The following is a 21,457-nucleotide window of genomic DNA, read 5'->3' on the forward strand; positions in this document are numbered from 1 at the left end:
CATGTAATGTGATTTATAGCCGACATGAACGATCTTCTGGTTCAGGATCAATTCGCCCAGCAGTTGCGGGCCTTGCGTAAACGCCGTGGCCTGACCCAGGCGCAGGTTGCCGCACTGGCGATGATTGACCGCAAGCAAGTGATCCTGGTCGAAAAGGGCTTGGGCAGTGTGTCTTTCGAGTTCTACAGCAAGGTCATCGCCGCCCTGGGATGCTCCATCGAAATCAAGCCGGCGACACGCCCGACGCTGGAAGAGTTGCAGGGTATTTTCAATGAATAACCCTCTGTCTCTTGAAGTGGTGACACCCTTCGGCTTTGCCGGTGATCTGTTTTTTTCCGATCACGCAAAGCACTACGTATTCCGTTATGACCGACAGGCAATACCTGCCCATGATCTTTGTCTCTCGATGCCGGTACGTATCGATGAGTATCCCAGCGACCAGATGCATCCGATTTTCCAGATGAACCTTCCAGAAGGTTTCCTGCTTGATGAATTGAAGCGGCGCCTGTCGAAAGTCGCCCGCCTTGATCCGATGATGCTGTTGGCGATTTCAGGCAGCGGTCATCCGATTGGTCGGGTGCGGGTCAGGGCCCCTGAAGCGGTGACCCGGCCGCAGCGACTTTCCTGGCCTGGCAATCAACGAGTTTCTCTGCATGTCCATGGCCAGGGAGGCGGGGCTGCCCGTGCCGGAGTTCTTCCTGTCGCAGAACCATGAGCTGTTCATCATGCGTCGTTTTGATCGCACTCCGGAGGGCGAGCCGCTGGGGTTTGAAGATATGGCTGTGGTCACGGGGCGGGGGGCGGAAGCCAAGTACAATGGCAGCTATGAAATGCTGGCGAAGGCGATTGATATTTTCGTGGCAAAGGAGCACCAACTTCAGGATCTGCGGCTATTGTTCCGGATGGTCGCGCTGTCATGCATCGTCGGCAATGGCGATGCCCATATGAAGAACTTCGGGCTGCTTTACAGCCCTCCTAGGGCGGGTGATGCACGTCTTTCTCCGGCCTACGACATCGTCAATACCACCGCCTATATCCCGGAGGATATGCTTGCTCTGACACTGAACGGCAGCAAGAGCCTGTTCGCTTCGTGCCTGGGTTTACTGGAGTTCGGTCGTCGTTGTCGCATTGATCAGCCCAGGCAGGAGATCTGTCAGGTCATGGCTGCTGTCGTCGATGTGTTGGAGCGTGAAACCTTGCTCTGTGAAGCAGTGCCGGCTGTGACTGCAGTGGTCAGGCAACAACTGAATCAGTTCGAGAGCAGTTTTGGTTGAGCACAGCGGAGTGGGTTCTGTATCCATTTGCTTACGTGGCACTCAAGTCCGCTTACTGGGCGCCGATAAGTCGATACAAGGATCTCTATCACGCTTGAGCGAGCATTGGCCATGGTTTCCATCAGCAACGTCACTATCCACAACCCGGCCTTGCAGGCCGTCCAGGGTGCTGCTGCGGCGTCGAAAGACAAGCCCGCCACTGCTTCGACCCAGCCGGTCGAAGGGGTTCAGGTGAAGATTTCTTCCGAAGGGCTGGCGGCGTCGAATGCTGCCAAGCCGACGGCCAAGAGCCCGGCAACCGCCCAGGCCCAGCAGATCGAAAAACTGCGCAAGATGATGGCTGAACTGCAAAAGCAGATGGCCGAGAAACAGGCGCAGATCCAGGCGGTTGCCAACAGCCAGTCGAGCGATGCCGAGAAGGCCAGCAAGGTCGAAGCGTTGAACACCGAAATGGCGACCCTCAGCGCATCCCTGACCAGCGCCACCGCGACCTTGTTCAACCTGATGAAGCAGAAACCGACGCCGGCGCTTTCGACCGAGCCTATCCCGGTGACGGCGACCGTGAAGTCGAATGATGCCCCGGCCGAGATGGCGCCGCTGGAGAGCTGACAGGCAGCCAAGGTCAAGCACGCTCTTTTGCAGGAGCAGAGCTTGCTCGCGAAGACGCTCTTGAGAGCGCTAAAAGCTTCGCGGCGGTGCGGCGCCCGGACAAGCACCGCTCCCACGCACTGTTCCCACGGTTGATAGCATTCAACCCGTTGACCTCAGGCTGCTCATTCGCCAAAGGACGGGTCGAGAGGGAGGCGTTCTCCCTGTCGGTTTTGCTCCCTTCAGCTTGTCGCTGTCACCGGTTCATTCTCCAGCACCGAATCCACCATCCGCTGCGCCAGTTCGATCAGGTGCACCACGCCCATCGCCACCTTGCGGCTGGGGCCGTTGAGGTTGTCGGCGTTTTCATAGGCCGTGGCGGCTGCGGACTCCAGGATCGAGCTGGCATTGACCAGGACTTCTTCGCTGCTTTGAAAATCGGGCAGAGGCTCGCGTATTGATATGGCGCCTGGGTGGTTTCTTTTGCGGAATGGCGGTAGATCGTAGTGCGCCAGGGCGCTATCAGCAGCCTTTGGATCAATCGTCTCGGGACTTGATGAATCCGGCGGGTTCGGTGTGACCTTGAACATGGCAAATCTCCAATCCAATTGAAGATAGCCATCCGGATTGGCAGGCACAAGCGGTCAGGATTTTCTAGGAAGTTTCAGTCAAAAGAAAGGGATGTGTCTTGCTGGCTCGGCAAAAACACTGGCTGATAGTAGCGAATCACAGAGGCTTCTGGACGCTTTGTATCTCTTCCTTTCTTTGTTCCATTTTGTGTCTACGCTCAAGGGCAGTCATTTTGCCAGTATGCCGAAGCACGGACTTGAACAGATAAGGAGTCGTTTATGGAGTTCTTTGAAAAGCTTGCCAGTCTCGCCGCAAAGGTTCGTTTGCAAGGGGCTGCGATTCAAACGGAGGAGGCCACCAAAAACGCCTTTGTCATGCCGTTTATCAATACCGTGCTCGGTTACGATGTTTTCGATCCGCTTGAGGTCACCCCGGAGTTTGTTTGCGATGTCGGGACGAAGAAGGGGGAAAAGATTGATTACGCGATCATGAAGGATGGGGAGGTTCAGATACTGATCGAGTGCAAGAAAATCGGTGAGCCGCTCAATATCAATCACGCCTCGCAATTGTTTCGCTATTTTCACGTCACCAGTGCCAGGATTTCCATCCTTACCAATGGGCAGGTCTACAAGTTTTTTACTGATCTGGATGCGCCCAATAAAATGGATGAAAAGCCTTTTCTTGAACTTGATTTGCTCGATATCGATGAGTACTCGGTTCCTGAGCTGACCAAACTCACCAAGTCGGCTTTTGATGTCGATTCGATTATAAACGCTGCCGGTGAACTGAAGTACGTCAGCCAGATCAAGAAGGTGATTGGCGCTCAAGTCAGCAAACCCGACGATGATTTTGTCAAAGTGTTTGCTTCAAGGGTCTACGACGGTGTGATTACGCAGAAGGTTCGTGAGCAGTTTTATGAATTGACCCGAAAGGCACTTGGGCAATTTCTTAATGACCAGATCAATGACCGACTGAAATCTGCGATGAGCGGTGCACTTCAACCGACGATCAGTTCCCTTCCACCTTCGTCTGAGCTGCCAGAGAACATTGGCAGTCGTGAGGATTCAGACGAGAAAATCCTGACGACGCTGGAGGAACTCGAGGGTTACCACATCGTTCGTGCGGTGGTGCGCTCGGTCGTTGACGCGAAGAGAATCGTGCAACGGGATACCCAGAGCTACTTCGGGATTCTGCTGGACGATAACAATCGCAAGCCAATCTGTCGCTTGCATTTCAATCGCTCGCAAAAATACATCGGGATTTTCGACGAGGGAAAAAATGAAACGCGGCACCCGATAAATTCCGTGGACGATATTTACGAGTATTCGGACCGGCTGAAGAAAACAGTGGGTTACTACGAATGAATTGTGAGATGGAGGTAAAAGCTCTTTAAACATCCGTTGATGTTCAGGCCAACTGGAGAGTGAGGGCGACTCTCCGGTTGAGATGACTCAAGCGCAAACCGTGCCGATCTCCGGCGTCAGGCGAATTTCTACCCGCTGCCCGAGTGCACGGGCGGCGTTGGCCAATGTGGCCAAGGTCATCCCTGGATCATTTTGATCCAGAGCACGATCCACAGCCGTTCGGCGGGTGTGCATACGTTCGGCCAGGGCTTTCTTGCTGACCCGTCGTGCTTTCATCAACTCGCCAAGCTGCCAGGCGATAACCCGCTTGAGCGCTGCTGCGCAGACTTCCTCTGTCAGACCTTCCTCTTCTAGAAAATCATCGAAAGCGGAGCCGATATGCTTGTTCATGGGCTTGTCTCAAAGGTTGGCTTTGCGTCGTTTCGCGAGTTGCAGGTCACTGGAAAGGAAAGTGTTGGTAGCTGTTTCTGCCTTTTCCGGAATGGTCGCTGGCGTAGTCAGGCGACTGGAAGCGGCTTCGTGGCTTTCTGTTTGGAGGGGGAGGGGACGACAAGGAAGGGGGGCGAGAGCGACCCGTATGAATTGTCGCTCTCAGACGCATCACAGCTTTTAAGGCTTCGGCTTGCCAGCCTGGTCTTTTCCTCGACCGACACGCAACAATCGGGAGACCGCGTTGCGCAAGGTGTTGTCGACGACACCCAGGGCACGACGCCCCGGTTCTTCCGGACGGCCATTGAAGGACGTTACGTGGAAGTAGGACTTATCGTCGTCGTCGGGAGATTCTTCGGAAAAGTAGTAGTTGGATACGCAGCAGCGCGGGCCTTCAACACGTACTTTGCTCACCGAGTGCCAGGAGTCCTTGTTGGTTTCCATCACGACCAGTCGGTTGAATTTTGAAACCAGGGTTTTTTGTGTCTTGACCTGTGGGTCCCACAGCTCGAAGTTCCCACCGTTTTCCAGCGACCAGTCCGGCGCCACGTAGTACAGCAGGTTCAGCCGACGATAGAGCGCCCGGGCGGCATCGTGGCTGTTGTCGATATGAGGGTTGAGGAAGTCATCCTTGAACATCATCGACAGGCCACCGGCATACAGCGTCGGATCCGGCAGGATACCGTCGATAGCGACCAGTTCGGCAATCTTGCCGACGACCGAAGGATGCTGCATCGCGAAGGTGATCGAACTGCAGCACGCGATCTACCGTTCGTCGCCGATCCGTAAAAAAATATTTGACATCGTTAGGGGCTTTGATTGAGTATTTATAAGTCGTATACGATTTAATCGTTAGCGATAGTAAATACTTCAACTCTTACTCTCTGGAGATTCGGCCATGAACACTGGAAGCCACCACCCAATGCTTGTCTCTACCGACCATGCTTCCCATGGCCACCAGAGCCACAACGAGAATAACTGGATCGCTGTATCAGGCGATTTCAATGGCTAAAATATCGTATGCGATATTTTAGCGCTAAATTAAAAACTCTGAGGAAACGACCATGAGCAAGATTGAAAAAGTACTGGCCACCGGCAAAACCCACACCACTCACAGCAGTGTCGGCGGTCAGAGAGGCAACCTCGATATCGAACTCTCGTCACCCGGTTCTGCCCAGCCGGCCCACGTATTCACTGGTGTCCAGCCGCACCCGAAAGCCGAGCAACTGTTCGCCGGGGCGTGGTCGGCCTGCTACACCGCCGCCGTCGGGCTGGTGGCCCAGGAGCGCAATATCGCCTTGCCAGCGGATCTGTCCGTCGATATCGAGGTCGACCTGGGCCAGACCGGATCGGCCTATTTCCTCCAGGCCCGACTGACCCTGCGTGTGCCCGGGCTGTCCCACGATGTCGCGACCGACTTGGCGCAGATCGCCGATTCCATCTGCCCCTACTCCAAAGCCACACGCGGCAACATCGACGTCGCGATCAAAGTCCTCACCGCTTGATGCACCATCTGGCCGACTTGCCTGGACCATCCTTGGCGAGTCGGTCATCGACCGTTGCAAAACGCATGCACATCAAGTGATGGCAGTCAGGAGGGCGGATTGCTTCTGATAACATCGCATGCGATGTATAGTTCTAGCTTGCAATACATCCGTTTTCGGTCGTAGAGAGTGCTTATGAAATCCACTGAAAAGATAGACCCCCTCGACCTGAAGCTTTCCCAGTTCCTGTGTTTTGCGGTCTATTCCTCCAACCTTGCCTTCGGCAAAGCCTACAAGCCAATGCTCGAGCGGCTCGGGCTGACCTATACGCAGTACATCACCCTCGTTGCGCTGTGGGAGGAAGACGACCAGACCGTTGGCAGCCTCGGCGAAAAGCTGTTTCTCGAATCCAACACCCTCACGCCAATCCTGAAGAAGCTGGAAGCGATGGGGTACTTGCTGCGCCAGCGCGACCCGGAAGACGAACGCCAGGTGCGGATCAACCTCACTCAAGAGGGGCGCAAACTGCGCGAAGGTCTTTCGGAAGACGGCTTTCCGCAAACCGGCCTCGATCCTGATGACTTCGTGCAAATACAGAAGGCAATCGTGAAGTTACGGAGCAATCTCATCCGTTCGACGAAAGACCGGGAGTAGCTCGCAAGAGGCGCCTGGAGATTCTTGTCGAGGGCGCCATGATGCAGGGCACGCACAGAGCAGCAGCGTGATTCGCCGTCTCCAGTCAGACGTATCGCCCGCCCATATCATGACTGGAAACTCGCGCCCTGCGGTTCAATCGCAACCTGAGCGTCGGCCTCCACCGCATGCCCGAAGAGCAATACTGTCAAAACCGTAACGTTCACCTCAGCTTTCTGAAAGCTCCTCCCGCCTACCATCCTTGTTCAGTGTCGTCGCTTCTGTGGTTGGTGAGGCTTCGATACCGAGGGCCGAAACAAGCTTGCCGGCTGGCTGATGGCGACTCTCGTTCAAACACGCACGTGGTAGTCCCAGATATCCAGGTCTGCGGCGCTGCTCCATGTGCTTGCTCTGGTATCTGATTCGCGGGGCGTGAAACGGTATGCAATCCAAAACATCCAGGCGCACCTTTGTGAAAGGCCTGACCTCTGGTGGCATTCTCGGCGGCCTGGGATTGTGGCGCACGCCCGTCTGGGCGATCACCAGCCCTGGCCAACCTGGCGTTTTGTCAGGTACGGAGTTCGATCTGTTCATCGCTGAGAGCCAGGTGAACATTACTGGCGTAGCGCGTACGGCGATGACCATTAATGGCGGTCTGCCCGGGCCTCTGTTGCGCTGGCGTGAGGGCGAGACCGTCACACTCAGGGTCAAGAACCGCCTGAAAGACATGACCTCTATTCATTGGCACGGAATTATCCTGCCCACGAACATGGATGGTGTCCCGGGCTTGAGCTTTCACGGTATCGATCCTGACGGTATGTACCTCTACCGGTTCAAGGTCAAACAAAACGGGACATATTGGTACCACAGCCACTCCGGCCTGCAGGAGCAGCTTGGGGTGTATGGCCCATTGGTCATCGACGCCAAGGAGCCCGAGCCCTTCACATATGATCGTGACTATGTGGTGATGTTGAGCGACTGGACGGACGAAGACCCCGTCGCGTTGATGAAAAAACTGAAGAAGCAGTCGGATTACTACAACTACAACAAGCGTACCGTGAGTGATTTCATTCACGATGTCGGGGAGAAAGGCTGGGCCGCCACGGTTGCCGATCGGAAGATGTGGGCCGAGATGAAAATGAACCCCACCGATCTCGCAGACGTAAGCGGTGCAACCTACACCTACCTCATGAACGGCCAGGCGCCGAACATGAACTGGACGGGGATCTTCCGACCGGGTGAGAAGATCCGGTTGCGGTTCATCAATGGTTCGTCCATGACGTACTTCGATGTGCGAATTCCCGGGTTGAAAATGACCGTCGTTGCCTCGGATGGCCAGCATGTAAAACCTGTCGTTGTTGATGAGTTGCGGATTGCTACTGCAGAAACGTTTGATGTCATCGTCGAGCCTGCTCAGGAGGTCTACACACTTTTTGCCCAGTCGATGGACCGAACCGGCTACGCACGCGGCACTTTAGCTGCACGAGCTGGCCTTGTTGCCCCTATCCCTGCGCTGGACCCACGACCATTGGTCACGATGGCTGACATGGGGATGGGGGGGATGGACCATGGCTCCATGGCTGGCATGGGCGATATGGCCGGAATGGACCACAGCTCGATGGCGGCTATGTCCGGGATGGACGGTGGAGAAATGCAGGGCATGGACGACATGGTCGGCATGGACCACAGCCAAATGTCGAACATGGCCCCAGGAAATGGGCACGGTATGTCGGGGATGGCCGACATGCAGTCTCATCCTGCAAGCGAAAACAACAATCCTCTGGTGGACATGCAGGCGATGGAAACTTCGCCGAAACTCGACGACCCTGGCATGGGCCTCAGGAATAATGGCCGTAAGGTGCTTACCTACTCGGACCTCAAAAGTACCTTTGAAGACCCCGATGGACGCAAACCCGCTCGCACGATCGAACTCCACCTTACCGGCCATATGGAGAAGTTTTCCTGGTCATTCAACGGTGTGAAGTTTGCCGACGCTGAACCCCTGCGATTGAAGTACGGCGAGAGAGTCCGACTGGTGTTGGTCAACGACACCATGATGACCCACCCGATTCATCTGCACGGCATGTGGAGTGATCTGGAGGACGAGTCCGGGGAGTTCATGGTGCGCAAGCACACGATCGATATGCCACCAGGTTCGAAGCGCAGTTACCGGGTCACGGCGGATGCGCTCGGACGTTGGGCCTATCACTGCCATCTCCTGTATCACATGGAAATGGGAATGTTCCGCGAAGTGCGTGTAGAAGAGTGAGACATTAATCATGATCAATAGACTTCGTGCGCGCCCCATCTACCTGACCATGGTGGTCACAAGCCTGGCATTTGCCACGACTTCATCAGCCCTGGCGAAAGACAGCGGCCTGCAAGTCATGGAGCAAAGTCGTACACCGATTCCCGTTCTGAACGATGCTGACAGAGCCGCTGTTTACAACGCCCCTGGCGGGCATGAAATGCAGGACGACGCCCTTAACTCTTTCTTCCTGATTGATCGGTTGGAGTGGCAGAACGCTGATGCGGGAAGTGCTTTCAATTGGGAGGCGAAGGGCTGGGTCGGTGGCGATATTGATCGTCTTTGGCTGCGCACCGAGGGTGAACGGCTCAATGGTCTGACTGAAAAATCAGAGGTCCAGGCGTTATGGGGGCACGCCATCAGCCCATGGTGGGATGTCCTCGGCGGTGTTCGCCAGGACTTCAAACCAGGCGACGCCCAGACCTGGGCTGCTTTTGGTGTTCAAGGATTGGCACTGTACAACTTTGAGGCCGAGGCGACCGCATTCATTGGCGAGCAAGGCCAGACTGCTGCGCGTCTTGAGGGAGAGTACGACTTTCTGCTGACCAACAAACTGATTCTCCAGCCAATGGCAGAGTTGAACTTCCACGGCAAGAATGACCCGCAACGCGGCGTCGGTTCCGGCCTGTCTGAAAGTGAAATAGGCATGAGGCTTCGATATGAGATTCGGCGAGAGTTTGCGCCGTATGTGGGTTTGACCTGGAACAGGTCCTATGGAAAGACCGCCGACTACACCTTGGCGGAAGGTGGTGATCGCAGTGAGGCACGCTTGGTGTTGGGTGTCCGTTTCTGGTTTTAATCGCAATAAACACGTGATGTAACTTACTAAATTAAATCCGGCAGCTTTGTGCTGTGAGGAGTCCTGCGTGCCCATTATTAGAAAAACGGCTGTAATTATTCTTCTATCCACAGGGTTGCTGATGAGTGCCTTGGTTCAAGCTCATCCAAAACTGCTGTCTTCCAGTCCGATGGATGGAGAGAGTAGTGTTGCTCCGGCGAAAATAGAACTGCACTTCTCCGAAAACCTGATGACCCAGTTTTCCGGAGCGAAACTCATCATGACGGATATGCCAGGCATGCCTGACTCCCCCATGGGCGTAAAGGCCAAGGTTTCAGGTGGCAGCGATCCCAAGACGATGCTTATCACTCCCGTGTCTGTGCTCACTGTCGGTACGTACAAGGTGGAGTGGCGTGCGGTGTCTTCCGACACCCATCCCATTACGGGTACTGTTACCTTCAAAGTGAAGTAGGTCATGAGCGACTTCATTAATATGGCACTGCGTTTCACCCTTTATACCGATCTCATGATGCTGTTTGGATTGGCGCTATTCGGCTTGTACAGCTTGCGGGGCCGAGAGCGGCGATCAGGGGTAGTGCTGCATTTTGAGTCGCTGCTGACAGGCTCCGCCGCTATTGGCATCGTGGCGTCTATTGCCGCACTGGTTGTGCTGGCGCAAAGCATGAGTGCCGCCTCGAGTTGGATCGAACTACACCCTCATATTGAAATGATACTGACTGAAACCGAAGTGGGGTTGAGCTGGATCATTCGCGTGGGCAGCTTGATCCTGGTGATGGCGGCTGCGGCCCAGAATAAGCGTTCGCCCACGGCAAGCCTGTGGATCGTCACCCTCGGCGGCGGGATAGCCCTGGCAACGCTTGCCTGGACAGGGCATGGGGCCATGGATGATGGGCGTCGCCGAATTTGGCATTTTGCCACGGACATCTTCCACCTGCTTGCCGCGGGTGGCTGGCTGGGGGCGCTGGTTGCCTTTGGATTATTGGTGAGACTCAAGAAAGTCCAGGCACGGCAATCAGTCGGGATTCTGGCCCGGGCGCTGACCGGTTTCGAGTCCGCCGGCGCTGTGATTGTCGGCATCATCATCGTCACTGGCGTAGTGAACTACCTGTTTATCGTGGGCCCCAACCTGGATGGGATCACGGACAGCACCTATGGCCTTTTACTGTTTTTGAAGTTGGCTCTGTTTGGCGCGATGCTGGGCCTCGCCGCACTCAATCGGTTTCACCTTGGCCCATTCCTCGAGCGTTCGCTCGCCAACGGTGATTACACGGTTGCGGCGAATACCCTGCGACGCAGCATGGTTGCCGAACTCGGCCTGGCCATCGTCATCATCTGTCTGGTGGCCTGGTTGGGAACGTTAAGCCCCGAGATGGACAGAGGTGAAAGTCAGACACAATCGGCCAGGTAATCCTCGATAGCGGCAGCAAACTCGGTGCGTAACCGCGTCACTGAGTCGGCCAGCGGCCGGCGTTTGATTTCTGATCGTTTCATCCGTGGATTCTTGTATGGTTTGGTTCGATTTTCGAGCGACCATGCATCGCGCCATACAACAAAATCAATGCTATGCGGGAATAGAGGGGATTGTGAGGGATTGCGCGGATCAGCCTTGGCTGTTGTAGCGCGGGACTTGCGAGGGATTGAGGCGTTTCGGGGTACGAGGGGGAATAAGATCGTGGAGCGGGTAGAGGGAATCGAACCCTCAACTAAAGCTTGGGAAGCTTTCGTTTTGCCACTAAACTATACCCGCTCGAACGGCTGACTTTGTACCAGATGTCGCCGCGGATTTGAAGTTTTTCTTTGCGAATCTGCGTTTTAGCAGCGATTGCGCAGCGGACTTTCGCCAGGTGTCATCGCGGGCAATCGAGCATCGGCCGGGGTGTTCCCCGCAACGCCGTTGCCCGCGATGGCGGTCGATCACATGGCGTGCGCATGGTGTTCCTGGACATGTCGGTAGTATCGAGCCCGGCTTTCCTGGTGGGTGGGTTCGAGGAAACCGAGCACCGCATGACGGCTGTCCCGGCACGCCGATTTGTGTTCCATGTCGAGGAAATGCCCGGCGCTCGGAATGGTGCTGAAGTGGCTATGGCGCACGTGGTTGCCGAATGCCCGCGCATCCCCGGCCGCCGTGTACTCGTCCCATTCGCCGTTCATGAACAGCACCGGTACGTCGATCTTGTCCGCGGCCTTCAGGTAGCACAGGCGATCACTGGCGAGTATTTCGCTGATGTGGAAGTGCATCTGCCCGTATTCGTGCTCGGCCAGGCTGCTGACATGACGGTAGTTGAAGCGCTTGAACAGCGACGGCAGGTGCTTGCCGATGGTGCTGTTGACCAGGTTGCCGACCCGGTCGCGGTCGCAGGCGCCGAGGTAGTCGACACCGCGCTCCAGGTAGTCGCGCATCGGGTCGTTGATCACCGGCGAGAACGAACTGATCACGGCCTTTTCCACCCGTCGCGGGCGCTCGGCCAGGGCGATCAGCGCTGCGGCGCCACCCCAGGAAAACGACATCACATGCTCGGCGGCAAAGTGGTCGATCAGTTCCAGGAGGATCTGGCCCTCGACTTCCTTGGTCAGCATTCTCTCATGACGGTTGTGGGCCTTTGACTTGCCCGCGTAGGGCTGGTCGTAGCACACGACATTGTACTGCGGGTGCAGGTTCTTCACGGTCTGTGCAAATGACGCAGTGGTGGCCATCGAGCCGTTGACCAGGATAATGGTCTTTTCTGCGGCATCTGCGCGATAGAACTCCGTGTAAACCCGATATTGACCCTGTATATCCAACACAGCGATTTCTGGCCTCATGTCCAAAGACTCCTGGCAAGCGGGTATGCGCGCAACTGACTGTGCACGAGCTATATGACAGGTAGGCATTCGCCTGGAATTTGCGGCCCATGTCGGTCCGGTGGAAGCCTGGCCGACGGGTGTTTTTATAGGCGGGCAATCTGCCGGAGAGCGAGAGCTGGCAAGCTCTGCAGCCGACAAAGAGTTTCTTGGAGTTATGAGGTGACTTGTCAGTCACAATCTGGCTGACGGTTTGATTCAAGCAGGCACCCGGTGATTGTGCAAGGAGCGATTTGGCATAAGCCGATCACTTCTGCCCAACGGTCGTCGACTTCAGATCAGGCGGATTTCTTCGTCTGTCAGCGCACGGTATTGCCCGGGGGCGAGGTCATCGTCGAGTACCAGTGGTCCCATGCGCTCGCGGTGCAGGCGCAGGACCTTGTTGTCGAAGTGGCCGAACATGCGTTTGACCTGGTGATAGCGGCCCTCGACGATGCTCAGCCGGGCGCTGCGCGGACCCAGCAGTTCCAGCCCGGCCGGTTGCGTGGTGAGGTCTTCGAAGGCGAAGTACAGGCCTTCGGCAAAGGTCGCGGCGTATTCGACGCCGATCACCTGCTCGGTCTCCACGTAGTAAACCTTGGGCAGCTTGGTCAGCGGCTGCGTGAGGCGCCGCGACCACTGTCCGTCGTTGGTCAGCAGCATCAGGCCGGTGGTGTTGAAGTCCAGGCGGCCGGCGATATGCAGCTCATGGACGTCCGGTTCCTGCAGCAGGTCGAGGACGGTAGGGTGCTGCGGGTCGCGGGTGGCGCTGACGCAGCCCTGGGGTTTGTGCAGCATGAAGTAGCGCGGCGGGCGACCGGCCTGCAGCACTTCGTCGTCGACTTCGACCTGGCTGAACTCGCGCACTTCATGATGCGGATCGGAGGCGATCAGGCCATCGACCCTGACCCGCTTTTCCACCAGCAACAGGCGTACCTGCTGGCGATTGAAACGGGGCAGGTTGCTGAGGAAACGGTCGAGGCGCATGGCGGGATGTTCATGGGAAAGCGGGCGGGCATTTTACGTCATGGCGCCGAGGATGGGGCCTGCTTCAACTGTTCGTCCACCTGCGCGCAACGCGGACACAGGCAGGCGGTGTTGCGCAACTCCGCGGGCAGGGCTTCGAGCACGGCCCGGTCGATGCTGACGCTGTAGCACCAGCAGGGCCGGTCGGCGGTACGCGGATCGGCCAGGGTGCAGTCGTTGCGGGCGCCGCAGGCCGGGCAGAGGCTGGGGTCATTATTCATTGGCGGACTTTGGCAGGTCGCTGCAGACGCGGTTGCGCCCGCTCTGCTTGGCGCGATACAGCGCATGGTCGGCGCGGGCCAGCAGGCTGTGCAGGGTGTCGTCCTGTTGCAGTGAGGTCAGGCCGATACTGACGGTCAGTTGCAGGCTGTGGCCGTTGTAGCTGTAGCGCTGTTGTTCGACATGTCGGCGAATCTTCTCGGCAACCAGCTGCGCATTGTTGCTGTCGGTGTCCTTGAGCAGCACGATGAATTCCTCGCCGCCCCAGCGGCAGATGATTTCCGACTGGCGCAGGCAGCTTTCCAGGTCCCGGGCAAAACCGCTCAGCACGGCATCGCCAGCGAGGTGGCCATGGCTGTCGTTGAGCTGCTTGAAGTGATCCAGGTCCAGCAGCAGCGCGGTCAGCGGCTTGGGCTCGCGCTGGGCTTCGTGCAAGGCCTGGGCCGCCAGCAGGTCGAAGCCCCGGCGGTTGGGCAGGCCGGTCAGGCTGTCGAGGGTCGCCAGGGCCTGGATCTTGCGCTGGTAGCGATGGATCACGCGGTTGAGCAGGGCCAGTACGATCAGGGTCACGACCAGGCAGATCAGCAGGTTCAGGTACAGCGATTGGCGGATCCCGCTGAGGGCGCCGTCTTCGCGCTTGTCGACGAACAGGTACCAGTTCAGTTCCGGAATGAAGCGCACGTTGAGGAAATGCCGCTGGCCGTCCGACTCCGCATAGTCGTAGCTGCCGTCGTGGGGCTTGGGCAACTTGGCCAGCAGGTTCTGCATGCTCGCCAGGTCGTTGAGCGACTTGCCGGCACGGGCGCCTTCGGGGCCGCCGTCGGCGCCGGTCAGTACCAGGCGGCCAAAGGTGTCGACGAAGTACACACTGCGCTGGTAGCGCTGCTGGTACTTGTCGATCAGCTTGATCACCGCGTCGACGGTGAGGCCGACTCCGGCCGCGCCGATAAAGTGTTCGTCGTAGTCGAAGACCTTGTAGTTGATGAAGAAGGTCAGGCGGTTGTTGTTGGCGCTGTCCGGGTCGACGTTGATCTCATAGGGTGGCTGCATGTCGCGCACGCGGAAGTACCAGAGGTCGTTGGGTTCATCGATGCGGACTTTCTTCAGCACGCCCTTGGCCTGGTAGTAGGTCAGGTTGCTGTTGGAAACGAAGAAGGCGGTGTAGGCGCCGTAGTGGGTCATGACCTCGTTGAGGTAGCGGGTCATCTGGTCCGGATCGCGCTCGCCGGCCACCACCCAGTCGCGCATGAAGGTGTCGCGGGCCATCATCGAGGAAATCAGGATCGGCCGCACCAGGTCCTTCTGGATTTCCGAATAGACCGTGTCGGACGTCAGCGGCAGTTCGGTGTTGATGATGCCGTCGCGGATCGAGGCGCGCGAGGCGTAGTAGCTGAGCAGCGAAGTGGCGAGGAAACCGCAGCCGAGCAGGGCGATCAGCGTCACCGCCAGCGAGCGTTGCGAATAGAGTACAGAGCGAAGCGGCATGACGATTCCGTAGGCGGTTCCCGATGGACGCATTCTAGTGCCCAGTCCGGTAAATGACTGCACATTTTGCAGGGATGTTGATGCCGTACTCTTCATTGGCTGAATGGTCCCGTATAGGCCATGGCGGTCTACGCTCTTGGGAGACCAACAAGAACGGGGGATACACCATGAAGTCAGGCCTGCTACGAGCCTTGTCAGGTTGCCTGCTGTTGCTGTGCGGGGGGATGGCGTCGGCCGCGACCGCGCCGGCCGACGAGGCGCCTGCCGCCAGGGCGCTGCTGGAAAAGGCCCTGGCCTATTACCACGACCAGGGCGACAAGGCGTTCGCGGCGTTCAGTCGTCAGGGCGAGTTCGTCGATCAGGATCGTTATGTGTTCGTGGTCGACACCCGGGGCGTGATGCTCGCCAGCGGCGGCCCGTCTGCGGCGTTGATCGGTCGGGACGTGTCCGAGGTGCTCGGCGCGGATTTGCGCAAGGCCTTCAAGGACGTGCTCAAGACTCCGGAGGGCAGCGGGATCCAGGAGACCGAGTATCGCTGGCAGAACTGGAGTGACGGCAAGGTCGAGCGCAAGCGGGTGTTTTTCCAGCGGGTCGGCGAGCGCATCCTCGCCGTGGGTTATTACCTGCCCCGGGCTTCGGCGGAGCAGGCCAAGGCCTTGCTGGCCAGGGCGGCGAGCGATCTGGGCAAAGACCGCAAAGGCACGCTGGAGGAGATCAACGGGCTGCAGGGCGGGTTCCTGCAGGATGACCTGTATGTCTTTGTCGTGGACCTGAAGACGCACCGTTACCTGGCCCACGGTACCAACCTGCGCATGGTCAATACCGATTTCGCCAAGGTCAGGGACCCTGACGGCAAGCCGGTGGGCGAGCCGATCCTGGCGATGATGGGCAAGCAGGAGCAGGGCGAGTACGCGTATCGCTGGAAGAACCCGGTGACCGGCAAGGTCGAGGACAAGCATGCTTACTTGCGCAAGGTCGGGCAGTTGCTGGTGGCGGTCGGGTACTACAGTCCCTGAGTAGACACTCCCCTTTTGAAGAGCGGGCTTGTCAGTTTAGGAAAAGGGATCTTGAAAATTTCACGCAACCTGTAGGAGCCGGGCTTGTCGGGACGCCGCACCGCCGCGAAGCTTTTAGCGGCTTCACGGGCTTCTTCGCTGGCAAGCCAGGCTCCTGCAAGGACCGTGTTCACTTAGTGTGCCTTGTCTTCCCTTCCGCGCAGTACCTTGTTCGGCATGGCGATGGCCGCGGCCAATCCGAGCAGGGCGACGCCGGCGCTGATCAGCAGCAGATGCCGGAAGGTCAGCAGCAACTCGGCCCGCAGGGCTTCCTGCGCCGGACCCGGTGCGGCGTTGAGGCCATCGAGCAGGGCGTTGCCCGAACTGCCTTCGGCGATCACCGCGGTGCCGGTCAGGTGGGTCAGGCTAGAGTCCTGCAACAACGCCAGCAACAGCGCCGACATCAGGGCCACACCCACCGCCCCGCCGAGGGAGCGGAACAGGTTTGTGGTGCTGGTGGCGACGCCGATATCCCGTTGCTCCACCGAGTTCTGCGTGCCCACCAGCGAGGTCGGGAACTGCAGGCCGCCGGCAATCCCGCAGAGCAGCATGAGCAGGCTGCTCGGCACCACGGCCTGGGGCGCGGTGAATGCCATGCCGACAATGGCCAGGGGCATCAGCACTGCACCGCTGAGGATCATCGGTTTGTAGTAGCCGGTCACCGAGGTCATGCGCCCGGCGAAGTAGGCGCCCATGGGCAAGCCCATCGCCAGCGGCAACAGGTGCAGCGCCGCGCTGTCGGCGCCGGCGCCGGTCACGCTCTGGAAGCGCAGCGGCATCAGCACGGTCAGCGAAATCGCCTGGAAACTGGTGAAGAAGATCGTGCACCAGCACAGCAGGGCATTGTGGTTGACGAACAGGTGCATCGGCAGCAGCGGTTCGGCGGTGCGCCGTTCATGCAGGACGAATAGCGCCAGGGCCACCACTGCCGTGGTCAGCAGCCCCAGCACATCGCTGTCGTTCCAGCGATGGCCCTGGCCGATCTGGGTGATACCCAGCAGCAGGGCGGTCAGGCCGACGATCATCAGCAGTGTGCCGAGGTAGTCGATGACCGGTTTACGCTGCGGGACCGGCAGGCCCACCAGTGTCCGGTGCGCCACCCACCAGGCGCCCAGGCCCAGCGGCAGGTTGATCAGGAACACCCAGCGCCACGACAGGTACTCGGTCATATAGCCGCCCAGCACCGGACCGGCGACGCTTGCCACCGCGTACATGCTGCTGAAATAACCCTGGTAACGACCGCGCTCGCGCGGCGGGATGATGTCGCCGATGATCGCCTGGCTGACCGAAATCATTCCGCCGGCACCGATGCCCTGGATGATCCGCGCAATCACCAGTTGCTCCATGCTCTGGGCCATGCCGCAGAACAGCGAGGCCAGGGTGAACAGGCCCATGCCGAACAGCATCAGCTTGCGTCGACCGTAGAGGTCGCCCAGCTTGCCGTAGATCGGCACGGCCACGGTCATGGCGACCATGTAGCCGGAAATCACCCAGGCCAGCAGGCCGACATCCTTGAACTGGGCGGAAATGGCAGGGATGGAGACGGCGACGATGGTCTGGTCCAGGGCGCCGAGGAAGATCGCCAGCATCAGGGCGATCAGGATGCTGCGAATCGCCGGCTTCGTCTGGCCGGGCTGATGAAGATTGGTCACGGTAGAACCTGCACGCTGAGATTGACCCGTGATCTGTCTTGAGCGCCGCTGTCCTCTGCACGCGCCGGGCCTGCCCGCGAAAAGGCCCTCGGGACCTTTGAATGTTTCGCGAGCAAGCCTGGCCCCCACAGGTATGCATCAGTTCCGGACCGACGGTTATCGGGACAAGCACGGGAGTGCCTGCCAGTGTACTAGATAGCCTGCTATTGGATAGCCTCGTAAGGGAGACCGACGTAATTTTCCGCGATGGTCTTGCGCCCGGCTTCGGAGCCGACGAAGTAGTCCAGTTCGGTCTGTTGCAGGCGTTGGCTGAAGGCATCGCTGTCGGGAAAACGATGGAGGATCGAGGTCATCCACCAGGAAAAGCGCTCGGCTTTCCAGACCCGACGCAGGCAGATCGACGAGTATTGCTCCAGCAGTTCGTGACGCCCCTCGCGGTAGACCTTGAGCAGGATGTCGAACAGGGTGCTGACATCGCTGGCCGCCAGGTTCAGGCCCTTGGCGCCGGTGGGCGGGACGATATGGGCGGCGTCGCCGACCAGGAACATCCGCCCGTACTGCATCGGTTCGACCACGAAGCTGCGCAGCGGCGCGATGCTCTTTTCAATCGACGGGCCGGTGACCAGGCGCTCGGCCAGGGTCGCCGGCAGGCGGGCCTTGAGTTCTGCCCAGAAGCGCGCGTCGGACCAGTCCTCGACCTTCTCGTCCGCCGGCACCTGCACGTAGTAACGGGTGCGTGTGGGCGAGCGCATGCTGCACAGGGCAAAACCGCGTTCGTGGCTGGCATACACCAGCTCTTCGCTGACCGGCGGCGTGTCGGCCAGGATACCCAGCCAGCCGAAAGGGTAGACCCGTTCGAAGGTCTGCAGCGACTCGGCCGGAATCGACTGTCGGGCAACCCCGTGGAAACCGTCGCAGCCGGCGATATAGTCGCAGTCCAGGCGGTGGGTCTGACCGTCTTTCTCGAAGGTCAGCCAGGGCATGTCGCTTTTCATGCCGTGGGGCTGAACGTTACTGGCGCTGTAGATCGTCGGCGCGCCGGCGGCCTCGCGGGCGGCCATCAGGTCGCGGGTGACCTCGGTCTGGCCGTAGATCATCACGCTCTTGCCGCCGGTCAGCGTCTTCAGATCGATATGCACCCGACGGTCGTTGAAGGCGAGTTCGAAGCCGTCATGCACCAGGCCTTCGGCATCCATGCGCCGGCTGACGCCGGCCTGGCGCAGCAATTGGACCATGCCCTGTTCCAGGACGCCGGCGCGGATCCGTCCGAGCACGTAGTCCGGTGCCTGGCGTTCGACGATCACGGTGTCGATCCCGGCGTTGTGCAGCAATTGACCGAGCAGCAGGCCGGAAGGACCGGCACCGATAATGGCGACTTGAGTTTTCATTGTTGTTCTCTCTGCAAGCCTCACGCGGCACGCCGGTGAGTCGGTTCTTGTAAGGACTCTTGTTACGAGTGCCTGTATTTTTCGCTTGCAGTACACGCTTTAGAAGGTGAAAACTGTGCATTTGCCGGTACTTTCCAACAATGCGGGCGATTATCGCCCAGGTCTTCCGCACCGATGAACAAGCCCGCCACCGCGTCGATTCCGGTCTTCAAGCTCTACGGTGAAAACCAGGACTGGATCACCCCGGATCTGCTGCACTGCGAGACCATTCCCAAGCGCAGCCGCCTGCATCACTGGGAGATCCAGCCACATCGGCATGCCGATCTGTGCCAGTTGCTGTTTCTCAACAAGGGCCAGGCCGAGGTCGATATCGAAGGGCAGCGCACCACCTTGCGTGAGTCGGCGATCCAGGTGGTGCCGCCGCTGTGTGTGCACGGTTTTCACTTTTCCGAGAATATCGACGGCTACGTGCTGACCCTGGCCGCGCCGCTGGTGGCACAACTCCAGCAGCAACTGGGCAGTTCGCCGGATGCCCTGGCGCTTGCCGCGAGTTATCCGGCGGGCCGGGACCGGGCCTATCTCAACCGTTTGTTCAGTGCCTTGCAGAGTGAGTACGCGGCGAATCAGCCGGCGCGGGACATGCTCCTGCGTTCGCTGGTCAGTGTGTTGCTGGTATGGGTCAGCCGTCAGGTGATCCGCCGCCAGGCAGCCGGACAGCTACCCGAGCGCGGGCGGGAGTACCTGAGTCGTTTCAACGGGTTGGTGGAGGCGCACTTTCGCCAGCAGCCGAGTGTCGAGCAACTGGCCCACAGGGTCGGCATTTCCGTTGCGCACTTGAACAGTACCTGCCGGGAATGGGCGGGGCAGTCGGCGTTACAGATGATCCACCAGCGCCTGTTGCTGGAGGCCAAGCGCAACCTGATCTACACGCGCATGAGCATCAATCAGGTAGCGGATGACCTGGGCTTTGCCGACCCGGCCTATTTCTCGCGGTTCTTCCGCCGCATGACCGGGCTTTCACCGAGCGCCTTTCGCGCCGATATCAGCCTAACGTAGCGCGCTCAGGCTCGCCGTATGCGGCACGCAGTGCTCAAGGTTGCAGGTGGAGAGGTTGCGCGGTGTCTGCCTGAGCTGTTCGACCCGCCAGGCGGCGGTGGCATACAGCGCAATGGCGGCGCAGACAGCGAGAACGGCGGCACATTTTCTTGTTTTGAGGATGTTCATGGTGCTGACCTCTTACTCAGTCGAACCCGGTTCGCTAGAAGGTACTGAGTTGAAGATTAGGTCAGTTGTGCCGACTTGTGTAGGAGCGGTGCTTGTCGGGACGCCGCACCGCCGCGAAGCTTTTAGCGATCTCCAGGGCCTCATCGCCGGCAAGCCGGCTCCTACAGGTCGGTGCATCACCGCAAAACGCAGGAACGATCTCTGGATGGTCCGTGCAGTCAGAGCCCCTCGTCCCAGGCCGGCGTCTCGGGAAAGCGCTGCACCAGGAAGTCCAGCATGCTGCGCAGGGTCGCCGGCATATGCTTGCGCGAGGCATACACCGCATAGATGTTCATCAGCCGGGGTTCGGCGTGGGGCAGCAGGCGTACCAGCTCGCCGCGGTGGATGTGCACCCCGGCCTGGTAGGTGGGCAGCATCGAGATGCCGGCCCCGGCCATGACCGCGCGTAGCAGCGTGCTGGCTTCGTTCGCGCTGATAGTGCCCTGGACCGGCACCGACACCTGCTCGCCGTCCTGCTCGAAATGCCAGAGGCTCTTGCCGAAGTAGGAGTGCGTCAGGCAGTTGTGCCGGCTCAGTTCCTCGACCCGTTGCGGCGCCGGGTGTTCGCGCAGGTAGGCCGGTGACGCGCAGATCACCGAGCGGCAGACCGTCAGCCGTCGGGCGATCAGGTTCGGGTCCAGGTCGTTGCTGGTGCGGATCGCCAGGTCGATGCGTTCGTCCACCAGGTTCACGGTGCGGTCGAGCATCTGCAGGTCGATGCTGACGCCGGGGAAGCGCTTGACGTATTCGGCCATCGCATCGACCAGTTGGGCCTGGCCGAAGGAAGTGCTGACACTGATCCGCAGCAAACCGCGTGGCGCCTGATCCGGGGTGCTGACGGCGGCCTGCAGGTCACTGGAAAGCTCCAGCAGTTGCCGGCAGCGCGGCAGGGTTTCGCTGCCAGCCGCGGTCAGGCTCAACTTGCGCGTGGTGCGGTGCATCAGCCGCGCGCCGACCCAGTCTTCCAGCTCCGCCAGATAACGCGATACCACCGGCCGCGACAACTCCAGGTGGTCGGCAGCCGCCGATTGGCTACCCAGGTCCACGACTGTGACGAACACCCGCATTGCTGTAAGACGATCCATGATTTGCCCGATTTT

22 protein-coding genes, 1 tRNA gene and 1 pseudogene are annotated in these 21,457 nt (G+C 59.0%); 12 read left to right on the top strand and 12 right to left on the bottom strand.

The window, feature by feature from the left end:
* Positions 1 to 24: 24 nt before the first annotated feature.
* From HX851_RS33665 to HX851_RS33675, 3 genes and pseudogenes are all read left to right on the top strand, one after another.
* Entirely contained in the window at positions 25 to 279 is a 255-nt protein-coding gene (locus tag HX851_RS33665; protein WP_177064193.1) for a helix-turn-helix transcriptional regulator, read from the top strand.
* Positions 272 to 1,274, top strand: a pseudogene (locus HX851_RS33670) (type II toxin-antitoxin system HipA family toxin). The gene HX851_RS33665 and the pseudogene HX851_RS33670 overlap by 8 nt, the downstream one beginning before the upstream one ends.
* Positions 1,275 to 1,385: 111 nt before the next feature.
* Positions 1,386 to 1,883 (top strand): hypothetical protein, encoded by a 498-nt coding sequence (locus tag HX851_RS33675; protein ID WP_177064194.1) that lies wholly within the window; start codon positions 1,386 to 1,388, stop codon positions 1,881 to 1,883.
* A 221-nt stretch (positions 1,884 to 2,104) separates the two neighbouring features.
* Here HX851_RS33675 and HX851_RS33680 read toward each other — a convergent pair whose 3' ends face one another.
* Positions 2,105 to 2,452, bottom strand: coding sequence for a DUF6124 family protein (locus HX851_RS33680; RefSeq protein ID WP_177064195.1), 348 nt, complete (start codon positions 2,450 to 2,452; stop codon positions 2,105 to 2,107).
* A 258-nt stretch (positions 2,453 to 2,710) separates the two neighbouring features.
* Between HX851_RS33680 and HX851_RS33685 the strand changes: the two genes are divergently transcribed.
* Positions 2,711 to 3,796 carry a type I restriction endonuclease gene (locus HX851_RS33685; RefSeq protein WP_177060688.1) on the top strand — a complete coding sequence of 362 codons (1,086 nt, stop codon included), beginning with the start codon at positions 2,711 to 2,713 and terminating at the stop codon, positions 3,794 to 3,796.
* An 87-nt stretch (positions 3,797 to 3,883) separates the two neighbouring features.
* Here the strand turns inward: HX851_RS33685 and HX851_RS33690 are convergent, their stop codons facing one another.
* The gene (locus tag HX851_RS33690; protein ID WP_177060686.1) at positions 3,884 to 4,186 is read right to left on the bottom strand and encodes a helix-turn-helix domain-containing protein; all 303 of its coding nucleotides are present in this window, start codon (positions 4,184 to 4,186) and stop codon (positions 3,884 to 3,886) included.
* A gap of 219 nt (positions 4,187 to 4,405) precedes the next feature.
* Entirely contained in the window at positions 4,406 to 4,960 is a 555-nt protein-coding gene (locus tag HX851_RS33695; protein WP_177060684.1) for a 2OG-Fe(II) oxygenase, read from the bottom strand.
* 329 nt (positions 4,961 to 5,289) lie between these two features.
* Here HX851_RS33695 and HX851_RS33700 point away from each other — a divergent pair, with 329 nt between their 5' ends.
* The 6 genes from HX851_RS33700 to copD all read left to right on the top strand — a co-directional run bounded on the left by HX851_RS33700 (position 5,290) and on the right by copD (position 10,857).
* Positions 5,290 to 5,730 (top strand): Ohr family peroxiredoxin, encoded by a 441-nt coding sequence (locus tag HX851_RS33700; protein WP_177060681.1) that lies wholly within the window; start codon positions 5,290 to 5,292, stop codon positions 5,728 to 5,730.
* Between the two features lie 174 nt (positions 5,731 to 5,904).
* Positions 5,905 to 6,363: a MarR family winged helix-turn-helix transcriptional regulator gene (locus tag HX851_RS33705; protein WP_177060679.1), complete on the top strand. Its 459-nt coding sequence runs from the start codon at positions 5,905 to 5,907 to the stop codon at positions 6,361 to 6,363.
* Positions 6,364 to 6,784: 421 nt separating this feature from the next.
* Positions 6,785 to 8,611 (top strand): copper resistance system multicopper oxidase, encoded by a 1,827-nt coding sequence (locus tag HX851_RS33710; protein ID WP_177064196.1) that lies wholly within the window; start codon positions 6,785 to 6,787, stop codon positions 8,609 to 8,611.
* A gap of 10 nt (positions 8,612 to 8,621) precedes the next feature.
* Positions 8,622 to 9,449, top strand: a complete 828-nt coding sequence (locus tag HX851_RS33715; protein WP_177060675.1) for a copper resistance protein B — start codon at positions 8,622 to 8,624, stop codon at positions 9,447 to 9,449.
* A 121-nt stretch (positions 9,450 to 9,570) separates the two neighbouring features.
* Positions 9,571 to 9,900: a copper homeostasis periplasmic binding protein CopC gene (gene copC, locus HX851_RS33720; RefSeq protein WP_177060743.1), complete on the top strand. Its 330-nt coding sequence runs from the start codon at positions 9,571 to 9,573 to the stop codon at positions 9,898 to 9,900.
* A 3-nt stretch (positions 9,901 to 9,903) separates the two neighbouring features.
* Positions 9,904 to 10,857: a copper homeostasis membrane protein CopD gene (gene copD, locus HX851_RS33725; protein WP_177064197.1), complete on the top strand. Its 954-nt coding sequence runs from the start codon at positions 9,904 to 9,906 to the stop codon at positions 10,855 to 10,857.
* A gap of 265 nt (positions 10,858 to 11,122) precedes the next feature.
* On the opposite strand, the gene HX851_RS33730 is transcribed toward copD, so the two are convergent.
* The 5 genes from HX851_RS33730 to HX851_RS33750 form a co-directional block, all read right to left on the bottom strand.
* Positions 11,123 to 11,196, bottom strand: a tRNA-Gly gene (locus tag HX851_RS33730).
* A 167-nt stretch (positions 11,197 to 11,363) separates the two neighbouring features.
* Positions 11,364 to 12,251, bottom strand: a complete 888-nt coding sequence (locus HX851_RS33735) for an alpha/beta fold hydrolase (protein ID WP_177064198.1) — start codon at positions 12,249 to 12,251, stop codon at positions 11,364 to 11,366.
* A 312-nt stretch (positions 12,252 to 12,563) separates the two neighbouring features.
* Positions 12,564 to 13,256, bottom strand: a complete 693-nt coding sequence (locus tag HX851_RS33740) for a pseudouridine synthase (RefSeq protein WP_177060672.1) — start codon at positions 13,254 to 13,256, stop codon at positions 12,564 to 12,566.
* Positions 13,257 to 13,294: 38 nt separating this feature from the next.
* Positions 13,295 to 13,516, bottom strand: a complete 222-nt coding sequence (locus HX851_RS33745) for a cysteine-rich CWC family protein (RefSeq protein ID WP_177060671.1) — start codon at positions 13,514 to 13,516, stop codon at positions 13,295 to 13,297.
* Positions 13,509 to 14,999 carry a sensor domain-containing diguanylate cyclase gene (locus HX851_RS33750; RefSeq protein ID WP_177060670.1) on the bottom strand — a complete coding sequence of 497 codons (1,491 nt, stop codon included), beginning with the start codon at positions 14,997 to 14,999 and terminating at the stop codon, positions 13,509 to 13,511. Before HX851_RS33750 ends, HX851_RS33745 begins: the two co-directional genes overlap by 8 nt.
* Before the next feature lie 167 nt (positions 15,000 to 15,166).
* On the opposite strand from HX851_RS33750, the gene HX851_RS33755 reads away from it, so the two are divergent.
* Positions 15,167 to 16,015, top strand: coding sequence for a cache domain-containing protein (locus tag HX851_RS33755; protein WP_177060669.1), 849 nt, complete (start codon positions 15,167 to 15,169; stop codon positions 16,013 to 16,015).
* A gap of 173 nt (positions 16,016 to 16,188) precedes the next feature.
* Here HX851_RS33755 and HX851_RS33760 read toward each other — a convergent pair whose 3' ends face one another.
* Together HX851_RS33760 and pobA are read right to left on the bottom strand one after the other, a co-directional pair.
* On the bottom strand, positions 16,189 to 17,706 hold the full coding sequence (locus HX851_RS33760) for an MDR family MFS transporter (RefSeq protein ID WP_177060667.1): 1,518 nt from the start codon (positions 17,704 to 17,706) through the stop codon (positions 16,189 to 16,191).
* Positions 17,707 to 17,909: 203 nt separating this feature from the next.
* A complete protein-coding gene (gene pobA, locus HX851_RS33765; RefSeq protein ID WP_177060665.1) occupies positions 17,910 to 19,094 on the bottom strand; it encodes a 4-hydroxybenzoate 3-monooxygenase in 1,185 nt (394 codons plus the stop codon).
* 174 nt (positions 19,095 to 19,268) lie between these two features.
* Here pobA and HX851_RS33770 point away from each other — a divergent pair, with 174 nt between their 5' ends.
* The gene (locus HX851_RS33770) at positions 19,269 to 20,150 is read left to right on the top strand and encodes a helix-turn-helix domain-containing protein (RefSeq protein ID WP_177060663.1); all 882 of its coding nucleotides are present in this window, start codon (positions 19,269 to 19,271) and stop codon (positions 20,148 to 20,150) included.
* On the opposite strand, the gene HX851_RS33775 is transcribed toward HX851_RS33770, so the two are convergent.
* Positions 20,142 to 20,318, bottom strand: a complete 177-nt coding sequence (locus HX851_RS33775) for a hypothetical protein (RefSeq protein WP_177064199.1) — start codon at positions 20,316 to 20,318, stop codon at positions 20,142 to 20,144. The two genes, HX851_RS33770 and HX851_RS33775, sit on opposite strands and share 9 nt — an antisense overlap.
* Before the next feature lie 218 nt (positions 20,319 to 20,536).
* Positions 20,537 to 21,442 carry a LysR family transcriptional regulator gene (locus HX851_RS33780; RefSeq protein ID WP_218173407.1) on the bottom strand — a complete coding sequence of 302 codons (906 nt, stop codon included), beginning with the start codon at positions 21,440 to 21,442 and terminating at the stop codon, positions 20,537 to 20,539.
* Positions 21,443 to 21,457 lie beyond the last annotated feature (15 nt).

Origin of the sequence: Pseudomonas gingeri (genome assembly GCF_013385635.1) — a bacterium.
In the GTDB taxonomy this organism is placed as follows: Bacteria; Pseudomonadota; Gammaproteobacteria; order Pseudomonadales; family Pseudomonadaceae; genus Aquipseudomonas; species Aquipseudomonas gingeri_A.